The sequence below is a fragment of the Brevibacillus sp. NPDC058079 genome (genome assembly GCF_042885155.1).
In the GTDB taxonomy this organism is placed as follows: Bacteria; Bacillota; Bacilli; order Brevibacillales; family Brevibacillaceae; genus Brevibacillus.
Genome location: NZ_JBHVSO010000007.1, coordinates 281,496 through 298,956, shown reverse-complemented (window position 1 = coordinate 298,956; position 17,461 = coordinate 281,496). Strand labels below are relative to the sequence as shown.

The 17,461-nt window shown below is 38.4% G+C and carries 29 protein-coding genes; 25 read left to right on the top strand and 4 right to left on the bottom strand.

Annotated features, from left to right (window positions below):
• Complete coding sequence (locus ACFVS2_RS21860; protein WP_390237639.1) at positions 1 to 492, bottom strand: hypothetical protein; 492 nt, start codon at positions 490 to 492, stop codon at positions 1 to 3.
• A gap of 264 nt (positions 493 to 756) precedes the next feature.
• On the opposite strand from ACFVS2_RS21860, the gene ACFVS2_RS21855 reads away from it, so the two are divergent.
• The 4 genes from ACFVS2_RS21855 to ACFVS2_RS21840 all read left to right on the top strand — a co-directional run bounded on the left by ACFVS2_RS21855 (position 757) and on the right by ACFVS2_RS21840 (position 3,864).
• Positions 757 to 1,737 carry a response regulator gene (locus ACFVS2_RS21855; protein ID WP_390237636.1) on the top strand — a complete coding sequence of 327 codons (981 nt, stop codon included), beginning with the start codon at positions 757 to 759 and terminating at the stop codon, positions 1,735 to 1,737.
• Between the two features lie 24 nt (positions 1,738 to 1,761).
• Complete coding sequence (locus tag ACFVS2_RS21850) at positions 1,762 to 2,514, top strand: S1 RNA-binding domain-containing protein (RefSeq protein WP_390237633.1); 753 nt, start codon at positions 1,762 to 1,764, stop codon at positions 2,512 to 2,514.
• 86 nt (positions 2,515 to 2,600) lie between these two features.
• On the top strand, positions 2,601 to 3,521 hold the full coding sequence (locus ACFVS2_RS21845; RefSeq protein WP_390237631.1) for a hypothetical protein: 921 nt from the start codon (positions 2,601 to 2,603) through the stop codon (positions 3,519 to 3,521).
• A gap of 13 nt (positions 3,522 to 3,534) precedes the next feature.
• Positions 3,535 to 3,864, top strand: coding sequence for a helix-turn-helix domain-containing protein (locus ACFVS2_RS21840; protein WP_390237628.1), 330 nt, complete (start codon positions 3,535 to 3,537; stop codon positions 3,862 to 3,864).
• Between the two features lie 39 nt (positions 3,865 to 3,903).
• On the opposite strand, the gene ACFVS2_RS21835 is transcribed toward ACFVS2_RS21840, so the two are convergent.
• On the bottom strand, positions 3,904 to 4,248 hold the full coding sequence (locus ACFVS2_RS21835; protein WP_390237626.1) for a hypothetical protein: 345 nt from the start codon (positions 4,246 to 4,248) through the stop codon (positions 3,904 to 3,906).
• A gap of 278 nt (positions 4,249 to 4,526) precedes the next feature.
• Here ACFVS2_RS21835 and ACFVS2_RS21830 point away from each other — a divergent pair, with 278 nt between their 5' ends.
• From ACFVS2_RS21830 to ACFVS2_RS21820, 3 genes are all read left to right on the top strand, one after another.
• Entirely contained in the window at positions 4,527 to 5,210 is a 684-nt protein-coding gene (locus tag ACFVS2_RS21830) for a dTMP kinase (RefSeq protein ID WP_390237624.1), read from the top strand.
• A gap of 463 nt (positions 5,211 to 5,673) precedes the next feature.
• A complete protein-coding gene (locus tag ACFVS2_RS21825; RefSeq protein WP_390237622.1) occupies positions 5,674 to 6,357 on the top strand; it encodes a helix-turn-helix transcriptional regulator in 684 nt (227 codons plus the stop codon).
• 5 nt (positions 6,358 to 6,362) lie between these two features.
• The gene (locus ACFVS2_RS21820) at positions 6,363 to 6,494 is read left to right on the top strand and encodes a hypothetical protein (protein ID WP_390237620.1); all 132 of its coding nucleotides are present in this window, start codon (positions 6,363 to 6,365) and stop codon (positions 6,492 to 6,494) included.
• Positions 6,495 to 6,624: 130 nt separating this feature from the next.
• On the opposite strand, the gene ACFVS2_RS21815 is transcribed toward ACFVS2_RS21820, so the two are convergent.
• Positions 6,625 to 6,954, bottom strand: coding sequence for a DUF2085 domain-containing protein (locus ACFVS2_RS21815; RefSeq protein ID WP_390237618.1), 330 nt, complete (start codon positions 6,952 to 6,954; stop codon positions 6,625 to 6,627).
• A gap of 450 nt (positions 6,955 to 7,404) precedes the next feature.
• Here ACFVS2_RS21815 and ACFVS2_RS21810 point away from each other — a divergent pair, with 450 nt between their 5' ends.
• From ACFVS2_RS21810 to ACFVS2_RS21800, 3 genes are all read left to right on the top strand, one after another.
• Positions 7,405 to 7,971 (top strand): metal-dependent hydrolase, encoded by a 567-nt coding sequence (locus tag ACFVS2_RS21810; RefSeq protein WP_390237616.1) that lies wholly within the window; start codon positions 7,405 to 7,407, stop codon positions 7,969 to 7,971.
• A gap of 134 nt (positions 7,972 to 8,105) precedes the next feature.
• Positions 8,106 to 9,848 carry a single-stranded-DNA-specific exonuclease RecJ gene (recJ, locus tag ACFVS2_RS21805; RefSeq protein WP_390237613.1) on the top strand — a complete coding sequence of 581 codons (1,743 nt, stop codon included), beginning with the start codon at positions 8,106 to 8,108 and terminating at the stop codon, positions 9,846 to 9,848.
• 58 nt (positions 9,849 to 9,906) lie between these two features.
• Positions 9,907 to 10,278: a hypothetical protein gene (locus tag ACFVS2_RS21800; RefSeq protein ID WP_390237610.1), complete on the top strand. Its 372-nt coding sequence runs from the start codon at positions 9,907 to 9,909 to the stop codon at positions 10,276 to 10,278.
• 82 nt (positions 10,279 to 10,360) lie between these two features.
• On the opposite strand, the gene ACFVS2_RS21795 is transcribed toward ACFVS2_RS21800, so the two are convergent.
• Positions 10,361 to 10,825 carry a hypothetical protein gene (locus ACFVS2_RS21795; protein WP_390237608.1) on the bottom strand — a complete coding sequence of 155 codons (465 nt, stop codon included), beginning with the start codon at positions 10,823 to 10,825 and terminating at the stop codon, positions 10,361 to 10,363.
• 210 nt (positions 10,826 to 11,035) lie between these two features.
• Here ACFVS2_RS21795 and ACFVS2_RS21790 point away from each other — a divergent pair, with 210 nt between their 5' ends.
• The 15 genes from ACFVS2_RS21790 (at position 11,036) to ACFVS2_RS21720 (ending at position 17,437) form a co-directional block, all read left to right on the top strand.
• Positions 11,036 to 11,566, top strand: a complete 531-nt coding sequence (locus ACFVS2_RS21790) for a hypothetical protein (RefSeq protein ID WP_390237605.1) — start codon at positions 11,036 to 11,038, stop codon at positions 11,564 to 11,566.
• 17 nt (positions 11,567 to 11,583) lie between these two features.
• Positions 11,584 to 12,039 (top strand): hypothetical protein, encoded by a 456-nt coding sequence (locus tag ACFVS2_RS21785; protein ID WP_390237603.1) that lies wholly within the window; start codon positions 11,584 to 11,586, stop codon positions 12,037 to 12,039.
• Between the two features lie 119 nt (positions 12,040 to 12,158).
• A complete protein-coding gene (locus ACFVS2_RS21780; protein ID WP_390237600.1) occupies positions 12,159 to 12,350 on the top strand; it encodes a hypothetical protein in 192 nt (63 codons plus the stop codon).
• A 30-nt stretch (positions 12,351 to 12,380) separates the two neighbouring features.
• Positions 12,381 to 12,758: a nucleoside triphosphate pyrophosphohydrolase family protein gene (locus ACFVS2_RS21775; RefSeq protein ID WP_390237597.1), complete on the top strand. Its 378-nt coding sequence runs from the start codon at positions 12,381 to 12,383 to the stop codon at positions 12,756 to 12,758.
• A gap of 32 nt (positions 12,759 to 12,790) precedes the next feature.
• Positions 12,791 to 13,294 (top strand): BC1872 family protein, encoded by a 504-nt coding sequence (locus ACFVS2_RS21770; protein WP_390237594.1) that lies wholly within the window; start codon positions 12,791 to 12,793, stop codon positions 13,292 to 13,294.
• Positions 13,295 to 13,511: 217 nt separating this feature from the next.
• Complete coding sequence (locus ACFVS2_RS21765) at positions 13,512 to 13,778, top strand: hypothetical protein (RefSeq protein WP_390237592.1); 267 nt, start codon at positions 13,512 to 13,514, stop codon at positions 13,776 to 13,778.
• Between the two features lie 110 nt (positions 13,779 to 13,888).
• Positions 13,889 to 14,050 (top strand): hypothetical protein, encoded by a 162-nt coding sequence (locus ACFVS2_RS21760; protein WP_390237590.1) that lies wholly within the window; start codon positions 13,889 to 13,891, stop codon positions 14,048 to 14,050.
• A gap of 38 nt (positions 14,051 to 14,088) precedes the next feature.
• Positions 14,089 to 14,478 (top strand): hypothetical protein, encoded by a 390-nt coding sequence (locus ACFVS2_RS21755; RefSeq protein ID WP_390237588.1) that lies wholly within the window; start codon positions 14,089 to 14,091, stop codon positions 14,476 to 14,478.
• Between the two features lie 48 nt (positions 14,479 to 14,526).
• Positions 14,527 to 14,691, top strand: coding sequence for a hypothetical protein (locus ACFVS2_RS21750; RefSeq protein WP_390237587.1), 165 nt, complete (start codon positions 14,527 to 14,529; stop codon positions 14,689 to 14,691).
• 40 nt (positions 14,692 to 14,731) lie between these two features.
• Complete coding sequence (locus tag ACFVS2_RS21745; protein WP_390237585.1) at positions 14,732 to 15,232, top strand: hypothetical protein; 501 nt, start codon at positions 14,732 to 14,734, stop codon at positions 15,230 to 15,232.
• A gap of 45 nt (positions 15,233 to 15,277) precedes the next feature.
• Positions 15,278 to 15,574, top strand: a complete 297-nt coding sequence (locus tag ACFVS2_RS21740; protein WP_390237582.1) for a hypothetical protein — start codon at positions 15,278 to 15,280, stop codon at positions 15,572 to 15,574.
• Positions 15,575 to 15,877: 303 nt separating this feature from the next.
• Positions 15,878 to 16,084 (top strand): DNA translocase FtsK, encoded by a 207-nt coding sequence (locus ACFVS2_RS21735; protein WP_390237579.1) that lies wholly within the window; start codon positions 15,878 to 15,880, stop codon positions 16,082 to 16,084.
• A 30-nt stretch (positions 16,085 to 16,114) separates the two neighbouring features.
• On the top strand, positions 16,115 to 16,504 hold the full coding sequence (locus ACFVS2_RS21730; RefSeq protein ID WP_390237577.1) for a hypothetical protein: 390 nt from the start codon (positions 16,115 to 16,117) through the stop codon (positions 16,502 to 16,504).
• Positions 16,505 to 16,720: 216 nt separating this feature from the next.
• Complete coding sequence (locus ACFVS2_RS21725; protein ID WP_390237575.1) at positions 16,721 to 17,050, top strand: hypothetical protein; 330 nt, start codon at positions 16,721 to 16,723, stop codon at positions 17,048 to 17,050.
• 54 nt (positions 17,051 to 17,104) lie between these two features.
• Positions 17,105 to 17,437: a hypothetical protein gene (locus tag ACFVS2_RS21720; RefSeq protein ID WP_390237573.1), complete on the top strand. Its 333-nt coding sequence runs from the start codon at positions 17,105 to 17,107 to the stop codon at positions 17,435 to 17,437.
• Positions 17,438 to 17,461: the final 24 nt, after the last annotated feature.

Below are 17,461 nucleotides of genomic sequence, written 5' to 3'. Positions count from 1 at the left end.
CTATCGCTCGATGAGCTTCACTGTTGTATTTACCACGACGTTGATTTGCGTATCGGCGGTAGCCTCAAGTAAGAAAAACTCTTGATTATCAATGACAACGGGCTTCATGACAACTTCAAGCAATTCATTTTCATCGGGGTTTCGTTCCGATTTAATCAACATTTGAACCTTGAGCCGATCATTGCTTGAACTCATCTGTTCTTTTGCTGGTCTTGTAATTTCCCTTAAAGTCTCAACCTTTTTCTTCGTTACGCGACTCCTCACTTCATCAGCGGATTCTGCTACAAACGCTTCCCTATCCATAACGACTGGAACAATTAAATTATTTAACTCCATATGGATTACTTCTTCACCATTCTCAAAATGCAGATAGACGTCATGTTCAAATTCATGAATACCTGCAAAGTTGGATTTGTATTTGTGCTGAAAATGAAACCCTCTTTTCGAATGCAAAACTGTTATTTTGGTTGGTCGATACATTTTCCCAATCAAGATAATCACTCCTATCTATCCCTTATATATCCCCTGTTTTATTGGTTTTTTACTATATTTACAACTCTTATTTCATCCTATTACAAAGGTAATTTTATAGTAACAAAGCGACTGTATTTCGTCAATTATTTTTTACATAATTGATCGTTCAAGGTAAAACACAGTTACGGAATAATTGATTTCAAAATCACATAAAACAATCATTGACAATAGTCAAGAAACTAAAACAGTAAGCGAAGTAAGGAAGAAGGGAGGGAGATCGTCGTGGATAAACGAGTTCTAATAGTTGATGATGCGTATTTCATGCGAAAACTCATTAAAAATAAGTTGGAAGAAGCGGGTGGATATGTAGTTGTCGGTGAAGCTAAAAACGGAAAAGAAGGAATTACTCTCTATTTTGAGTTAAAACCTGACTTCGTGACGATGGATATCAAAATGGACGGAATCTCTGGAATTGAGGCAACACGCCAAATCTTATCGAAAGACCCAGATGCTCGAATCATCGCTGTGACGGGTTGTAATGATGACGAAATCATGGCTGAGATGATGGCGGCAGGTGCAAAGGATTATCTAAAAAAACCTTTCCAGCCAGCATTTCTATTAACTTCCATTGAGAACATGTTTTCAAAAGAGTCTGCAAGTCAGATGCCAGAAACGGAACTGACTACCGTAGAACCAAACGGATTAGAAGAAGACTTTTTCGCTAATACGAAATTTCATTTGGCTGATAAGCCTGATGAAAGTCGTGAACGTCTGCTTGTAATTGAAAACAGTGAAGATCTCATTGAATTTCCAGAAGAGTTTATTGCTGAAGAAAGAGAAAAAAACGCTCTTACACAAAAAGCAAGTCCTGCGGATAAAGAGATTCATCAAGATGAGCAATCATACGAGTCACCTATTCAACCACATGAGGATTTCATTGAGGAAACCATTCAACAAGAACCTGTTCTTGTAACACCTATGCGTCAGGATGCGAATGAAGAGACAAAAGACGAATCAGCAATCTCTACATCGGAAGAACCTGCTCCCCCACCATTTTCACCTCATCAAAGTGATGAGCCAAACTCTTACATGCAGATTAAACCACCAAGAGGAAAAGTTTTGACTCAACCGATTTACCGTTCTTATGAAATAGATGAGGAATTGGTAGAGCCAGTTATTAATGACAACGATGGTGACTCAAGTGTTCCATCGCAAAAAAAAGGCTTTATAGCCAAACTTGTAAACCTGTTTTCAAAAAAATAAACCCAATTAAAGGAGGATTACATTATGAAGAAATTCGTTCAATTTGAAAAAGCTATGCAAGAAAAAACAGTTATGAAAGGTCTGGTAAAGGTCGTTCAACACAATCAAGAGCTGGGGACAGATGTCTTGATTCTTGACCTGGATGGTGTAAAAGGAATCATTGTTCGGGATGAGGTTGATCTTGAAGTCAACTGGAAGTCTCTCGTAGGTTTCTTGGGACGAGAAGTAAGCTTCGTAGTCAAAGAAATTGATAAAGATAGTGGCGTAGTCATTTGCTCACGTAAAGCTGCACAAGAAATTCTAAAAGATTCGATAATCGATCGCCTGAAAGAAGGAGAAGTGTTTAATGCACAAGTCATCAATATTCTCAAATATGCTGCTTATGTTGAGATTGAAGGCGTTTCAGGTCTATTGAAAAATGTAGACTTTGCTGACGATTATACAACTGTCGGTGAAGTTCTGAAAATTGGCGATACCGTTAACGTGAAATTGAAGAAAGTTTCTACAAACAATCGATTGATTTTCGAAGCTGTTGAAAAATACAAAAATCCAACCATTATGGAATTTGAAATGTTTGAACGTGATCAAGTTGTTCTTGGCGTCGTTCGCAACGTAAAGCCTTGGGGCGTTTATGTGATGATCGCTCCAGGAATTGATGCCCTCTGCCCGATCCCTGGTACGGGTGAAATTGAAGAAGGCATGAAGGTGTCCTTCCGCGTCACTCAAGTTCGTCCAGATGAAAAACGTGTTCGTGGAAAAATTGTCAGAGTCCTGTAATTATAGCAGGAAAATAGTGGGCAGGAAGATTTGTCTTTCTGCCCACTCTCTCTAAAAAAAATCCAAAACGAAAGGAGCGTTCTGAAATGTATCTACAACAAAAGGATGGGGAAATTGTTATCATCCCTGCTGACCTAAAACAAACATTTGAAAATAAGTTTACCCCGAATATTAGCAAAATCGAGATCATTAAGTTGAAAAACAACAACGTAATAAGAGATCGCGACCTTATTATTGCTAAATTTCTGTTTCAATTCAAATTTGCGACTGTGGAACAAATTTACAAGCTTCTTGGAGAAGAATCCTCTAAGGTGAATCTCAAGAATCGTTTGGACAAACTCGTAAAATACCGAGTCCTAAACAAGTTCATGCTCTCTGACCATGAAGAAGAACGAATTGCACCAGATGCTTTCGAAATTTATTGTTTGGATTTGGGAGGTCGCTACCTCCTATCGCACTACTCTAATGAAGATACGTCAGATTGGTATAGCATCATTAATATGAAATCTTCGGAGATTATCAGTAAAAACTTACTGACGACAGAATTCTATCTGCGTGTAATGGAAACATGTGGTTCAAAGATTTCTCACTTCAAGCCTGAACCAGAATTGCGGGTAGGTAAGAAAAATGTAGTTCCTTCTTTTGAGATGTGCATGAAAGTTAATGGACAAACCAAATATTTCATTGGGGAAGTCGTTCGAGAATATGATTTTCCTGTTTATCTTCGTGAAAAAGCTCAGAAATTAGAAAGCTTACTGGCGACTAATGCCTGGAAAAAATACTATTATGATTCTGGCTCTGAGCCAATTCTCTTTGTATTTGCGGATAGTGATCTAACAGCGCTTGAAACAAGTCAACTCATTTATCAAACAACAGAAATCAAGAATTTTCGAGTTTCGACTGACGAACGTATTGGAAGAGAATTGTATGAAACAGGAGCATTTTTAAAATACATTGAAGAAAAAGACGTTCTGCAAGAAATTAAAGCAGCTACGTTTGCGCCGTAAAAGGAGCACAAATATGGAAATGAACATCCATGAATATATTCAGCAATGCAGAATTGAACAAAAACTGTCTATCCAAGTGCTTTCCAAGATGAGCGGCGTATCGGCTTCTCACATCTCGCGTATTGAGAGAGCAAATCGTAGACCTTCTCCAGAAACGCTTGAAAAACTTGCTCCGTATCTTCAAATTGAGTACGTCAAACTTCTCGAAGTTGCAAATCTGTTAGAAAAGAAAGAAAAGCAGGTGATCCATTTGGAAGATGTATTGAATCATCCTAAGCTATTTTTTAAAGGTCAAATAATTGATGATCAATTACGCAATCATCTTCTTCGATCTATTGCTTAAAGAAAAAGGACTGATCTTTTGTAGATTCAGTCCTTTTTCTTATACAAGCAATATTTCATAAAACAGTGTTGTAATTATCGCAAGTCCTCCCAACAGAGATGTGCATATTAACGATATCATAATATTTCCCATGGCTTCTTTGCGTTTAACTGGATTTGATGACAAATTACCTAATTGAATCATGTGATAAATGAAAATAAGGATACTTGTCAATACACCAAATCCCGAAAAGTAAGCCAAAATGAGGCGATATTCTACTATGAATGCATTCCATGCATTTACTAACTTCTCATTCTCACCTGCAAAAGACTGCGTTGTATTTAAGCAAATGATTAATCCAATAAAAAAGAACATAATAACTGGTTTCCACCATGTTTTTTTCATCACCTTTCCTCTCCTTTCCCTCGATGTTTGTTTCAAAAATGTTCTTACATCATAAGGAAAAGACAGCTTGATTATTCAATTTGAATTATTGACCTCATCCTACAGGTAATCAAATTTACTATAAACAAAAAATATGGTATATTGACTATATGCAATATGATATTGAATTTACGTCTCATCATTTCATTTTTTCTTACCCTACAATATAAACAAGAAAATAAAGGACAGGAAGTCTTACTATAAGACAACCCTTTATTATTTCTCATAGGAGGATCATTGTGAAAAAAGGAAAGGTATTTGTCATTGACTCTCGGTCTGATGGAAGTGGTAAAGCAACACAAACAGAACTACTACATGACCGACTATCAAAAGAAGGCTATACAGTAAGGAAAGTTGACTATCCTAATTACAAGAGCGAATCGTCCTCTTTAGTCAAAATGTATTTAAAGGGTGCGTTTGGTTTAGATCCAGGATCAGTTAATCCATATATGGCGTCTACTTTTTATGCTGTAGATCGATGTGCTTCATTTCATGCAGACTGGAAAGATTTTTATGAATCTGGCGGTATTATTTTGGCAGACCGATATACAACGTCAAACATGATTCATCAAGCAGTAAAGATCGAAGACACCAAGGAGCGAAAAGCTTATTTAGATTGGTTGTATGATCTGGAATATATCAAATGCCAACTTCCTATTCCCGATCAAGTATTCTTACTGGATGTGCCTGTTGATGTCTCCTTTGAGTTGATGAGGAATCGTCTAAACAAAATTGACAATAGCGAAAGCAAAGATATACACGAATCCAATTTCGAGTATTTGCGAAAATGTTACGATAACGCCTCTGAGATTGCGAATCACTATGGATGGACACGTATCGCATGCACAGAATCTATTGTTATGCGTAGCATTGAATCCATTCATGAGGAGATCTACAAAAACCTCATCCCCCACCTCTTATAAAAACGCATGAACCCATGCGTTTTTATTACTGAATGGCAATCTTAAATTGTAAAATAAAATTGACACTAAAGAGAAAAAGTGATAAGTTTTATAAGAAATGGTTTGAGGAGGAATCTATCAAAATGCTTGAAAAATCTATACAACTCATATCTTTATCAAAAAAGATACTCAGCAAACAAAAGATAATTCGAAGAACGATTTTTTTTGTTCTTGGATTCACTCTTTACTTCCTATTTCAACAACCCTAAAAACGAATCTGATTCTTCTGTACAAGCCTAAATTGTTAGGCTTCTTTTTTTTGCCAATTTATTGGAATTAGTTTGGTAAAAAATACTTGACACATTCAATAATGCGTGGTAGCTTGTATGTAGGTCTAAGACTACCAATTCTACTTGTATCTAAACGATATTACCAAAACGGTATTCTATATATGATTTTTAACGCATCTGGAGGATGGAAAAACATGAGAGAACAAAACGATTACTTCGCAGAACTGAAAACGAACGGAAAGCAAAAGATTGCGAATTTAGAAGAATTGAAAGAAAAGGGCTTGTATATCATAGAAGATGATGAAATTGTGGTTGAGATGCTCCTACCACAAGTGCTAAAAGAAAAGGGGTTGCTCATTTCTGATCTGGCAAAGCTAACAGGTATCTCCAGACAGAATATAAACGCCGTCATCCGCAACGCTATGAAGCCAGGTGTTGACTTTGTATTGAAGGTAAGTCATGTGCTCGGTGAACCGATTGATAAGCTATTCAAACTCAGAGAGAACGCATGGGTCAAGCCATTTAAGATTGGTCGAGACTCCTCTGTATTCGTTGATGTGCTTCATTTAGAAGTCGTCGATAACTCGATGAAACGTCAAGCTATTAAATCAACTGGAAAAGAATACTTCCACAAAAATACAAAAGAAACATTCTCAAAAAAAGAGTATGAACAAATGATTAAAACGTATGTTGAGCAACATGTGGAAGAAAAAGAAAAAGAAATCAGCAAAAAGGAACCCAAACTATCTCGAAATACAATTAATTCCCATGCTGTAGAAGAACTAAAACAGGAATTCAACAACGACTACAGTAAGATTTATAAAAAAATTGGCGAAAGGTTTGAGCCTTATACGCTGAATACTTCTAAAAGGTGGTGACTTCAATGAGAGGGTTGTTGGTAAAGTTTAAGCAAAAGAATTTCGTCCAAAACATCGTCATTGAAGTAGTAGCTGATTTGCTCATGCTTGCAATGGGTATTATTGTCGCTTACTATATCAAAACGATGTTGTTCTAACACTTGTATTTGTCTATATAAAAAGAGGCTTGCTAAAAGCAAAGCCTCTTTTTTTGTCTATTCACACTTGGAATCTTACTTTTTTCGTTCCTCTTTCTCTAATTTATGTCTCCCGTTTTCTTCACTCGATTCACCTGGGAGTATCGAGTAATAGCCATACCACATTTGAAATTAATAGAGCTTGACTGACCCCAAAACTCAACCCCGTTAGAAAACGAAGCGCATTATTACTTGTCCTCCACTTCCATAATTGCGTAAATCCATCGATCAACATCGGCAACAAAAGGAATCCGATCAAATAATAAGATGTCATGACATGAAACCCTACAAGAATCGGTGCGAGTGTATATCCAGCTAAAATTGATGCACATCTTGCACACAATGGCATCTTTTTGCCACCTAAGTAAAACGAGCGATCAGGACGTCGATGACAGGGAATCCAATTCAAATCTATTTTCACATGGAATCACCTCACGTAGAACAATCTGGACTGCAATCGCAATCAGGTGACTTGTCGCAGTCAGGAATAAAATCACAATCGGGCTTAGGAATATCAATGGGTAAACAATCACAAACCACATTGTTTGTTTTATTCTTCTTTATCGATCTTTGATAATAAATGACCATTCCTATAAACAAAAGAATTCCAAACCCGACTATACTTCCTCCTAATAGGTAATCCCCTTTATACAGAAATACTCCTCCTGCAATCCAGGCAATCATGCACGCTGTTAATCCAATAAAAAACAAGACTCCCCTCTCCCCTCTATTTTATTTTTCATCTTATATATCGTTCATGATGAAATATATCTGCTTTGCACTCAATTTTGTCTGACTGTTCTACCCTCTCTATAACTCGAATCCCTTTTGCATATAGTGTATGAAAACTTACGGTAAAGGGGGTTCCTCATTGAAGTATCCTGCTCACGTTGTTGGTGGTTTAACTTTCGGTATCGCCGCCAACCAGTACATTATTCAGCATCTACCGATTATTGAGCACCAGCAACTTTCACCTATCATGATTTCAGGCTTATTCATCGCTGGATCTGTTTTTGGTTCACTTTTGCCTGATATTGACCATCGTGGTAGCTACCTCGGAAGACGACTACCAGTTCTCTCTTTCTTAGCGAATGCCACAATGGGGCATCGAGGAGCGACTCACGCACCTTTTATTACTGTTGCTCTCACAACGTTATGCGCACTTGCTACCCATTACTTCTTAGATGGCATCGCTCTATTGTTTTGTCTCACTCTATTAGCAGGTTGCATGATTGGTGCCCTGAGTCATATTTTCTTGGATAGCCTTACTAAAAGCGGTGTTCCGCTTCTCTTTCCTTTGAGCAAAAAGCATTATCGACTGGCTTCTCTTAAAACGGGTGGCATTGGTGAAATACTCGTAACATTTCTAATGATTCTCATTGCAGTCTTGATTAGTACAGGCAACTTCTCTACAGGACTAAAAAGTCTTCTTCAATAATCTATATAAACGAAGGGAAAGGAATGATTTGCGGATAGCAATCATTCTTTTTGTATTGGGTAAAACATATTTTACATAAATTCGTCTTTATCTTATAATATATACTATAGTCAATATACGTCAGGAGGGATACTATGGTCAATACGGTCAAGTGGTTTAGAAAACGACCCATTGACATCGCTCATTTGAAAACACATCCCGCACTATCGGGAATCAATGACACTTCGCTAAAAATACTTGCCAGTAGAGGCATTCATACACCAGAAGACATTGAGAAATTTATGTATGGTGGCATCAAAGACTTGCATGATCCCAGAAAAATGAAAGATGCGGAACTCGCTGTTACTATCATTGAAGATTCAATTCGAAATGGAGAACATATAACCGTATATGGTGATTATGACTGTGATGGTGTAGGAAGTACCGCAACTATGACCATGCTTCTCAAAGAAGCAGGAGCAAAGGTTTCCTTTTTCACAAACAATCGTTTTGTACATGGATATGGAATGTGCCCCACTGGTGTTGACGACATGCTTGCGATGTATCCTGAAACAAAACTCGTTGTTACGGTCGACAATGGGATTTCTGCCTTTGCTGGTGTTGATTACGCGAAAGAAAAAGGCTTGAAAGTCGTTGTTACTGATCACCACGATCAAGGGGAGACGATCCCTCTCGCTGATGCTGTTGTTAATCCAAAACGACTCGATTGTGAATACCCTTTTAAAGGTTTGTGCGGAGCTGGTGTAGCCTTTAAACTCATGCTACTTCTGTATTGGAATATGGGGCTTGAACTTGAAACTGTATACAAAACCTTGGACATTGTAGCTCTCTCAACGGTTGCTGACGTTGTACCACTAATCGATGAGAATCGTATCATTGTCGCTAAAGGCTTAGAAAAGATTTCGGCAGAAGAACGGTCTGTTTTCCGCATTTTCCGTAGCGTTACAGAAGTAAAAGTCATCAATGCGCATTACACGATTGGGATGATTTATGCTCCTATGGTGAATGCAATCGGACGTTTAGATGGTGATCCACGCCGAGCTATCGAAATGTTTTTCGAAGATGATGACCAAAAAATCGAGGATACTGTTCGATACCTGCGAGAAGTCAACGAAAGACGAAAGCAAATGACGGTTGAGCAAACTGATATTGCCATAGCCATGATTGAAGGTGAACTTGATGAATCAACTGGATTGCGTAACCCAGGTGGAAAAGGACTTCGATACATAAACGTTGTCTATCATCCAGACTTTCATGAAGGTATTGTTGGACTTATAGCTGGTCGTCTTAAAGAGAGATATAACAGACCTGTTTACGTCTTTACGAAAGAACATGGCTTTATTAAAGGTTCGGGACGTGGAATTGATGGGTTTCACTTGAAACAAGCGATGGATAAAATCAAGTATCTTCTGAAAGGATATGGTGGTCACGCGAAAGCCTGCGGTCTTTCTCTGGAAGAAGAAAATTTAAACCCATTTGAAGAAGAAATGAATAAACTTGCTGAGGCAGTTCTTACAGAAGAAGATTTCGAAAAAATCCATCGAATCGAGCTTGTATTTGAACCAAACGAACTAACTGTTGATGTTGTGGAGAATCTCAAAGAACTTGAACCATTTGGAGAAGCCTTTCCAAAACCCGTTCTTGCAATCAATAATTTTAAGGTTGAGAAACAGTTCTTCATGGGTGATATGAAACAACATGTAAAACTTAAAAGTGGAGATTTGGATCTCGTCATGTGGAGTATGTCTGAACAGTATCGAAAAATGGGTGAACCATCTGTCGTTAAAGCCATTGGCTATCCTGAATTAAATGTTTGGAACAACAAGGTAACGGTACAGTTCGTTGTCAACGATGATAATCTTCGATCTGCATCTTAACTTCATCCACGTAAGAAATCTTTGCCCTACTCCCCCTACTTGAAAGGAAGAGATAATTATGTATTTCATATCAAAAGAAGAAGAACTCATAGGAAAAACAATTGCTTTCACACATATGGCACAGTTTGCCGATGCAATTACCATTGTGACAAGTGATAAAGGCATCTTTGTATTTGAACAGGATGGCTGTTCTGACGATAAAGAAATCATTGTGTATAACGACACACTGGCAAGGAGATATGTACTTGAACACACCTATTTGCGCAAAGAATTACATGAAAAAGGAATTATTACCGAAGAGGATATTTCCAAGTTTGAAGAAGAGAAACGTCGTGAGTCAGAACGTTATTTGCAAGAACAGGAAAAGCGCGTTAAAGAACAGGAACGACAAGAATATGAGCGTTTAAAAGCTCTTTATGAAAACGAATAATGAAACCTCTCCCCTTTCCTGATTAAAACCATAGCGAAGGTAAATGAAAAGAGCCAAAGGATTTTCCTTTTTGGCTCTTTTTTCAGTCTTGATTATTCTCATGATCTTTGGTCTGATGTGATGTCAGATCTTTTTGTCCTGTCATCAATGATGTTAAAAAGTGAACAGCAAAGGCAAAAACGATTTGAGCATACAAAGAAAATTGTACAGCATCGATTGCCATATCCACTTTACTAATCACCCAAATTAAGAACAAACATTCTACGAGTTTACTTGTGAACAAAAAAAACGTTTTTGGTAAAAACGATACCATCTCACTTATGATCGAAAAGAAAATATCGATGAGAAATGTGAGTGGATTTAGAATCGTTACGACAGAAACAAACACGAATGCCCCGAACACCGAATCCATTTTCATATCAAGATTTGTACAAGCCCTGATCAAATACAAGACAACCGTAAGAGCTACAGCGTAAATAATCGTAGAATAAAGCGATAACATAGAAAACAACATCCTCTTAACCCCAGTTTCTTTGTTTTGATTCATATTGAATTCATCCCTCCTTTTTATCAATTTGAAGCATTGAAATTTCAAACAATACCCTATTCTATGTATTCCGGTTTCTTTGCAAATAATGGCAACACTCCAACCGCATCGGACTAAGAAATAGTAAATTATTTTTTACCTTTTTCGCGTTGACTATAGTCATCCGTGGTGATAGAATGAATTATATGTTACGAGAAAGGAGTGAATCGGATGGCAAAACCTCCTTTGCATCCACTGACAACTACTGATGGTAAGGAACTCAGTTACTTTCAGTTGTTGGCTCATTGGGCAAGCGAATATGTCAAAAAAGATGGCATACAACTGAATTTTAAAGGGTACGAAGAAACCTTGGTGGCATATTCCAATCTAAATGAAACGGATTTACAAAAAGCTTGGAATTTAGCCAAAGAACTAAATACATGGGCGGAATACTTCTCCAGCATAGCAAACCTAATTCAAAAGCTTTACCTCGATGCGGAGGCTGAAAAGAACGAAGTGAAATCACTCGCATCTATTGAAGCAGATGATAAAAAGGTCGCCAATGGTGATCGCTTATCAAACAAAGATCCAAAGGTTGTGAATGCTCGAAAGAAACGGAATACCTTGAAATCCTTCCATGAAGAATTGGAGGCGAAAGTGAAGTTCTTAGAAAGAGCGCACTATCACTGCAAAGCCACATACGATTCTCAAACCAAGTCAACACCTACAAACCAACAACGCCCCTTCTCTACAGTTAGCTAAACGAATTGGTGGTGACGATGTTGAAGAGGAAAAAGAAATACGAGGATTTATCTTTTGAAGCACTCGCCAAAGTTGTTCATGGATATTTGCTTGAAGAAGGCTGGGGACTGGATTTGCGAGGTTTTCGAGAAGCTTTAAAACGTTACTTCCGCGTTCATGACAACGACATTGCTGAAACACATGAACTCATGATTGAGTGCAACTTGTGGTATAACTACTTCGGTGAAATTCAGGCGGTTCTTGATTTCAAAAAAGAAGAATGGACTCTTGAAGCAGATTGGCTCTATGCCCATGAAAAAATAGCTGAACCAAGTGAGCAATTAGAAAATCGGATTCAACACGCGAAACTTCGTGCAAAGCATTATGGTATGTTTTCGAAACATGTCGAGTCTCAGAAAAGATTTTTCTGGAAGGCATCTGAACATTGCCAGTCACTTTACAAACGAGGAATCGTAAATTATGCGCGATCTTAAAAGGCACTCAAACGAAAGAAAGTATCAAAAGTGCATAGTAAAGAGTAAATCATAATCCAGCAAAGAACGTTAAAACTCAATTTGTTTCGCATTTTTCAGAGAGTTTAGGAGTGAAGGGCGTGGCACGTTTGATTGATGAGGCGATCCAAAAAGGTTTCGGATGTTGGTATTGTGGCGGAAAAGACGGTGACGACTTGGTTTTCTCTGTTGCGCGCAAAACTTCCGTTCACAAATGTTGTGCTTATGGTGCATCTGCAAGGAATCCTCATGACAAGGAAGCACAGACTTTTATTGCGGAGTTTGAAGACTGATTAACCATTTTAGCTTTGGAGGCATATCCGATGAAATCTATAAACGAACTTGTGCAAGAAGCACACGGAAACGCGGTGTCAAAAGGATGGTGGGACAAGGAACGTTCATTTGGAGAAAGCATCGCGCTGATACACTCAGAGGCTTCCGAGGCTCTGGAAGATTATCGAGCCAATAAGAAACCAACAGAAGTTTGGTACGAAAAGAAGGACGAGTTAGGAATTGTGTTTGGCGAAAACCAACTTACTGCTGATTGGAAGCCATGCGGTATCCCATCAGAAATGGCAGACATTGTGATCCGCGTCATGGATGTATGTGGTTGGTACGGAATCGATCTGGAGCAAGCAATCGTGGAGAAGATGACTTATAACGCATCTCGCCCACAGCGTCATGGGGGCAAGAAAATTTAGCAATATGGTAATTCAGGAAAGGATGAGAATTCATGAAGAATGATCGAATAGATTGTCCAGACTGCGAAGGGGTTCGTTTCACAGATATGGATGAAGGCGGCGCTTACTGTTCGACTTGCGGAGAAAGAGCACCAATGACCGAGCAGCAAATCATTAAAGTGCTTGCAACAGAGGTGATGGGATGGGAGTTTATCCATGTTGATTACACGGGCACGGATGAAGAGACAACTCGGCAGAAAGAACTTACAAAGTGGATGGATAGAGTAAATCTCTTTGATGTCGGCGATTACTTTATCGATGTAGAAAATCACTTCTGGAAAGCATCTTCTGACTGGAACCCACTCAAAAACATAGCAGATGCATGGATGGTCGTGGAAAAGCTATTCATTGCAGTTGTCCCTCAGTCCCCAAACTCACCAGAGGATATGCGGTTCCTTGCATATGTAGATAATGATCCACTCAGTCCTAAGATTGAGGTGTTCGCAGGAACAGCTCAAATAGCAATATGTCAAGTTGCATTAAGAATGGTGGCTTAACAACACTGTCGTTATGGGAAGGTGCGTGAATAACTATTGGCACGGATAGATATTACGTTCAATCTCTCCCCCACTCCCCTTCATAAAAACGACACTTCAACAATGTTGAAATATGCAACTGGTCATAAATCATGAAGAATTTGAATCCACGAATTTTGAGAGAGCAGCTGTTGCTACTCTCTCCGAACTATCGATTTGATAAATGGGAGTGCCTTCAATGGATAACAAAGAGTTTTTCGATAAAGAAAGGGTATATGACGAAAAAATTGCTCCATTGATTTCTCAGATTTTGAAGATTTGCCAAGAGGAAGATATTCCGATGATTGCATCCTTCAAGCTAAAAGATGAAACCGAAGAAAACGGTGAAATGCTTTGCACCAGTTATATCTTACCTAAAGACCACTCCCCTACTAAGTATGTTGAATGCAAAAACATCATATACAGAAGGTCGTCGTTTATGGCAATGACAATTCGTTCTGAGTGATATCACAAAACAATCGATTTGTTAAATGGGGTGATGAAGTGAGGTTTACAGAAAAGCGATCCGATAGATGTAGTAAGCCGCACTGGGTCGGAAAAAGAAGGAATTTTGAAGTGATTGTTTACCAAAACACTGACAGCAAGTGGTATTACTACATGCATCACGAGAAAAAGGATATCAGGTATAACTCGCTCTGGCACCAAACAAGCTATGAGACTAAAGAAGAAGCGATGATGGAAGCGCAAAAATTGATCGATAATGCAGACTTGAGTTAACACATCAATCGATTTATTCAAATGGGAGGACTGAAAGATTGGAACTGGACGAGCTGTACTCTACAGCTAATGAGCTTGCTCAAATACATTGGAACATTCCATACACCGGAAAGATTGAGCTGGTTGATGCCAGGTGGAAGCGAACTGGCGCAAAAGTAATCCTTGGTAAGATTCCGATCATTCGGATGAGTAGGTCAGTTAATGAAAGAATGGGTTCTGAGAAAATAAAGCAGTTTCTACTCCATGAGTTAGTACATTGGTATCTATACTCCAATGGAAAGCCGTATGACGATGATGCAGAAGAGTTTGTAAAAGAGTGTATTCGGGTTGGAGCACCATTTAGCGCAACAAAAAAGGCAAGATGGGCCGCAGGGGTATACGGAAATAACGGCAGGCGGATTAAGGACGACATGTTAATAGGTGAGTAGAATGAATTGTTAAACGAATCTATCGATTAAATAAATAGGTGAGACAAAATGGTTGGTTTTGTTGTTGTCCTCGATTCAAAGGAGTTGCACCCTTTAGAAGAAGAGGCTTTAATGTCAGCTTTAACGACATTGCAAAGAACGCTTGGTATAAAAATGACAATTGCACAACTACCCGATGACTGGCAAAACATTATTAAGTTGGACAAGGTTTGAGTAAATTTAACAATCACTTTGTAAGATGGGAGGTTTGAATGTGGGTGATATCAAACATAACGCTATTGTTGTGACAGGCTCACGATACGCGATCAGTCAACTGGAAATCGTTCATGGTACAGCTCTGGCGCTATTCGGGTCGCTGGTGTCTCCGATTATAGAAAGTCGTTTAAATGGATTCCACTCCTTTTTTGTTGCACCAGACGGAAGCAAGGAAGGTTGGAAGGAGTCAGATGACGCAGATAAGCAGCGAAAGAAACTTGAAACCTTCATTGATTCGTTGGCATACAGTGACGGTTCAAACTCCATTCATTATGCAGATGTTTCGTATGGAGTGAATATTACGGAAGGCACTCCTCCAAGTATGATTGTAAAACAGGATGTATTCGACGGAATGATTAATACTGCAATGGCATTAGTTCGACAAATCAGGGATAAAGAGGAAATTACACAAGAAGAATGCGATTTTGCTAACGCCTTTATCACATATGCTAAAGAACTATCTGACGTTATAGATAAAATGGAACAGCAAAAAGGTTAATCATTGCACACAACACTCGATTAGATAAATGGGAGGGTAAAAAGCATGTACGACAAAGAAAATGTTTATGACGAAGAAATTGCTCCTCTCATGAAGAAAATTATTGAGATTTGCAAGCGAGAGCAACTGCCTATGACTGCTCAATTTTATCTCCAGGAAGAGCGGCAAGATGTTGAGTCCGAAGGCCAGCCAATGTACTGCACAACAACGATTATTCCCGCAAAGTCCGAAATGAACGAAAAAGTCCACGAGCATATGAAATACGTTGCTGCTGCAATGAAATACGGTCCGAACGGCAAACCATTTGTGATGGCAGCAACAATCAGAACATCTATTTCTTGAGTTATATCAAAGAATCAAACATGGATCTTAACAAAGAATCGATTTGATAAATAGGAAGGTGTATGGATATGAATCAATCACGAGTCATGTTCCAAGGAGTCGGATTTACTACTCATGCTATCGTAAACCATGGTAAGGAACATAGTCCTGAGAACAGGCACAACTGGATGAATCGATTGATATTTCGTGCGATTCTTAAACAGCAAAAACGAACACAACAGGCAGTTAACTCTCTTATAAAAAGGATTCAAAATCATGCGTGAATTAACTTCACACAACTGAAACTTTAAGGAGGAATCAAGTATGAACAGCGATTTGTATTCGGATTTTGAAGAGCGGTATCAAGAAGCTGTTGAGATCGTAAAAAAAACAAAGCAATGCTCAGTTACCATGATGCAAAGAAGATTGAGAATTGGCTATATCAACAGTGCTCGTATTGTTGATCGCATGGAAAAAGAGGGATTAGTTTCTCCGTACCTTGGGTCGAAGCCAAGAGAAGTCTATATTTAAGTCTACAATCGATTAATAGGAGGAATCCTCATGAAAATTAGGGCGCTTTTAGCGGTTGAAATTGATGTTGACGAGCATAACTATACCCACCTTGATGTCAATAGTGCCATTGGAGATATGGAAGTTTTTAACGAATTACAGGAGAACGCACGAACGGTTACAACCGAGTGTCTGAGTATACAAGTCATTGAAGAAGAGGTAAGCCTGTACGATCTATTTATACGAACATTTGGTTTCGAACCTTCTGATAGTACCTTCGAGCAAATATATGAAAATATACAATATGCTCTGATCGATTGCGGGGTATCCTTGAAAAAAATTGTACGCTTAGCCAAAGACTTTTATGACAAGCACGAAAACCATCAGGATGATATCCCCTATTGTTTCGCAACAGCTCTGAAAAACGAGGGACTCATGTAACTTTCGTATCGAGCAATATTAGGTTGTGTTTTTAAAAATGGTGAATACCAGATACACCACGAAGCAACCACTACTGTTTCAACAGCACCACATGCAGTCAGTTTGATATTTCTTCAAGTAAAGGGAATCCTTGCTTAGCAGCGATTAAACGAACGGTTTACGTGTATAACATAAAGTACACATATAATATTCAATAAAAATGGGAGATGAAAATCTATGATTACAAAAGAACAGCTTTTCGGAAAGAAATACAGTTTCAAACATATCGATGTGAAAGTCATTGAAAAAGATAACGATGAAAACGTTCTTGTTTTTTCTGCAAGTGTCGTCAAAACAAAACTTCCAGGACAAGCAATGAGCGAAGGTATGATGGAAATCAACAAAACGCTGTGGGATCCTTCCTCTTCTAAACGACCAAAAGGATATCTAAGCGCTGGTTCTGTTGAGAAAGATGGTCTTTTGACATGCTATTTTGTATCTGATGAGTGGCTTAAAAATACACCTAAAGAAATCATAAAAGCAAAAGAAACAGAATGGGGATTATAATATCCCTTTCTGGAACCGTCAGACTCATAAGATCATATAGGAGGGTAATCTAAAATGATTACTGAAAAGCAATTACAAAGCAAGAAATACAATTTTAAGCATATTAAAGTTGATATCGTTGAAAAAGATGATCAAGGAAATGTGCTTGTATTTGCTGGAACCGTTGTTACGACAAAACTTCCTGGTCAATCTCTCAGTGAAGGGCAACTCGAAATAAATCGAACCTTATGGAAAGAAGGGTCACCCAAGCGTCCTGATGGTTATTGGGTTCTCGGCACAACAGCAGAGCAAGACGGTTTAATGAAAAGTTATTTTGTTTCTGACGAATGGCTCGATCATACACCTAAAGAAGTTAAACAACAAAAGCGCTTTGAGTGGGGATTGTAATCAAAAACTATGCTGAAACCCGAG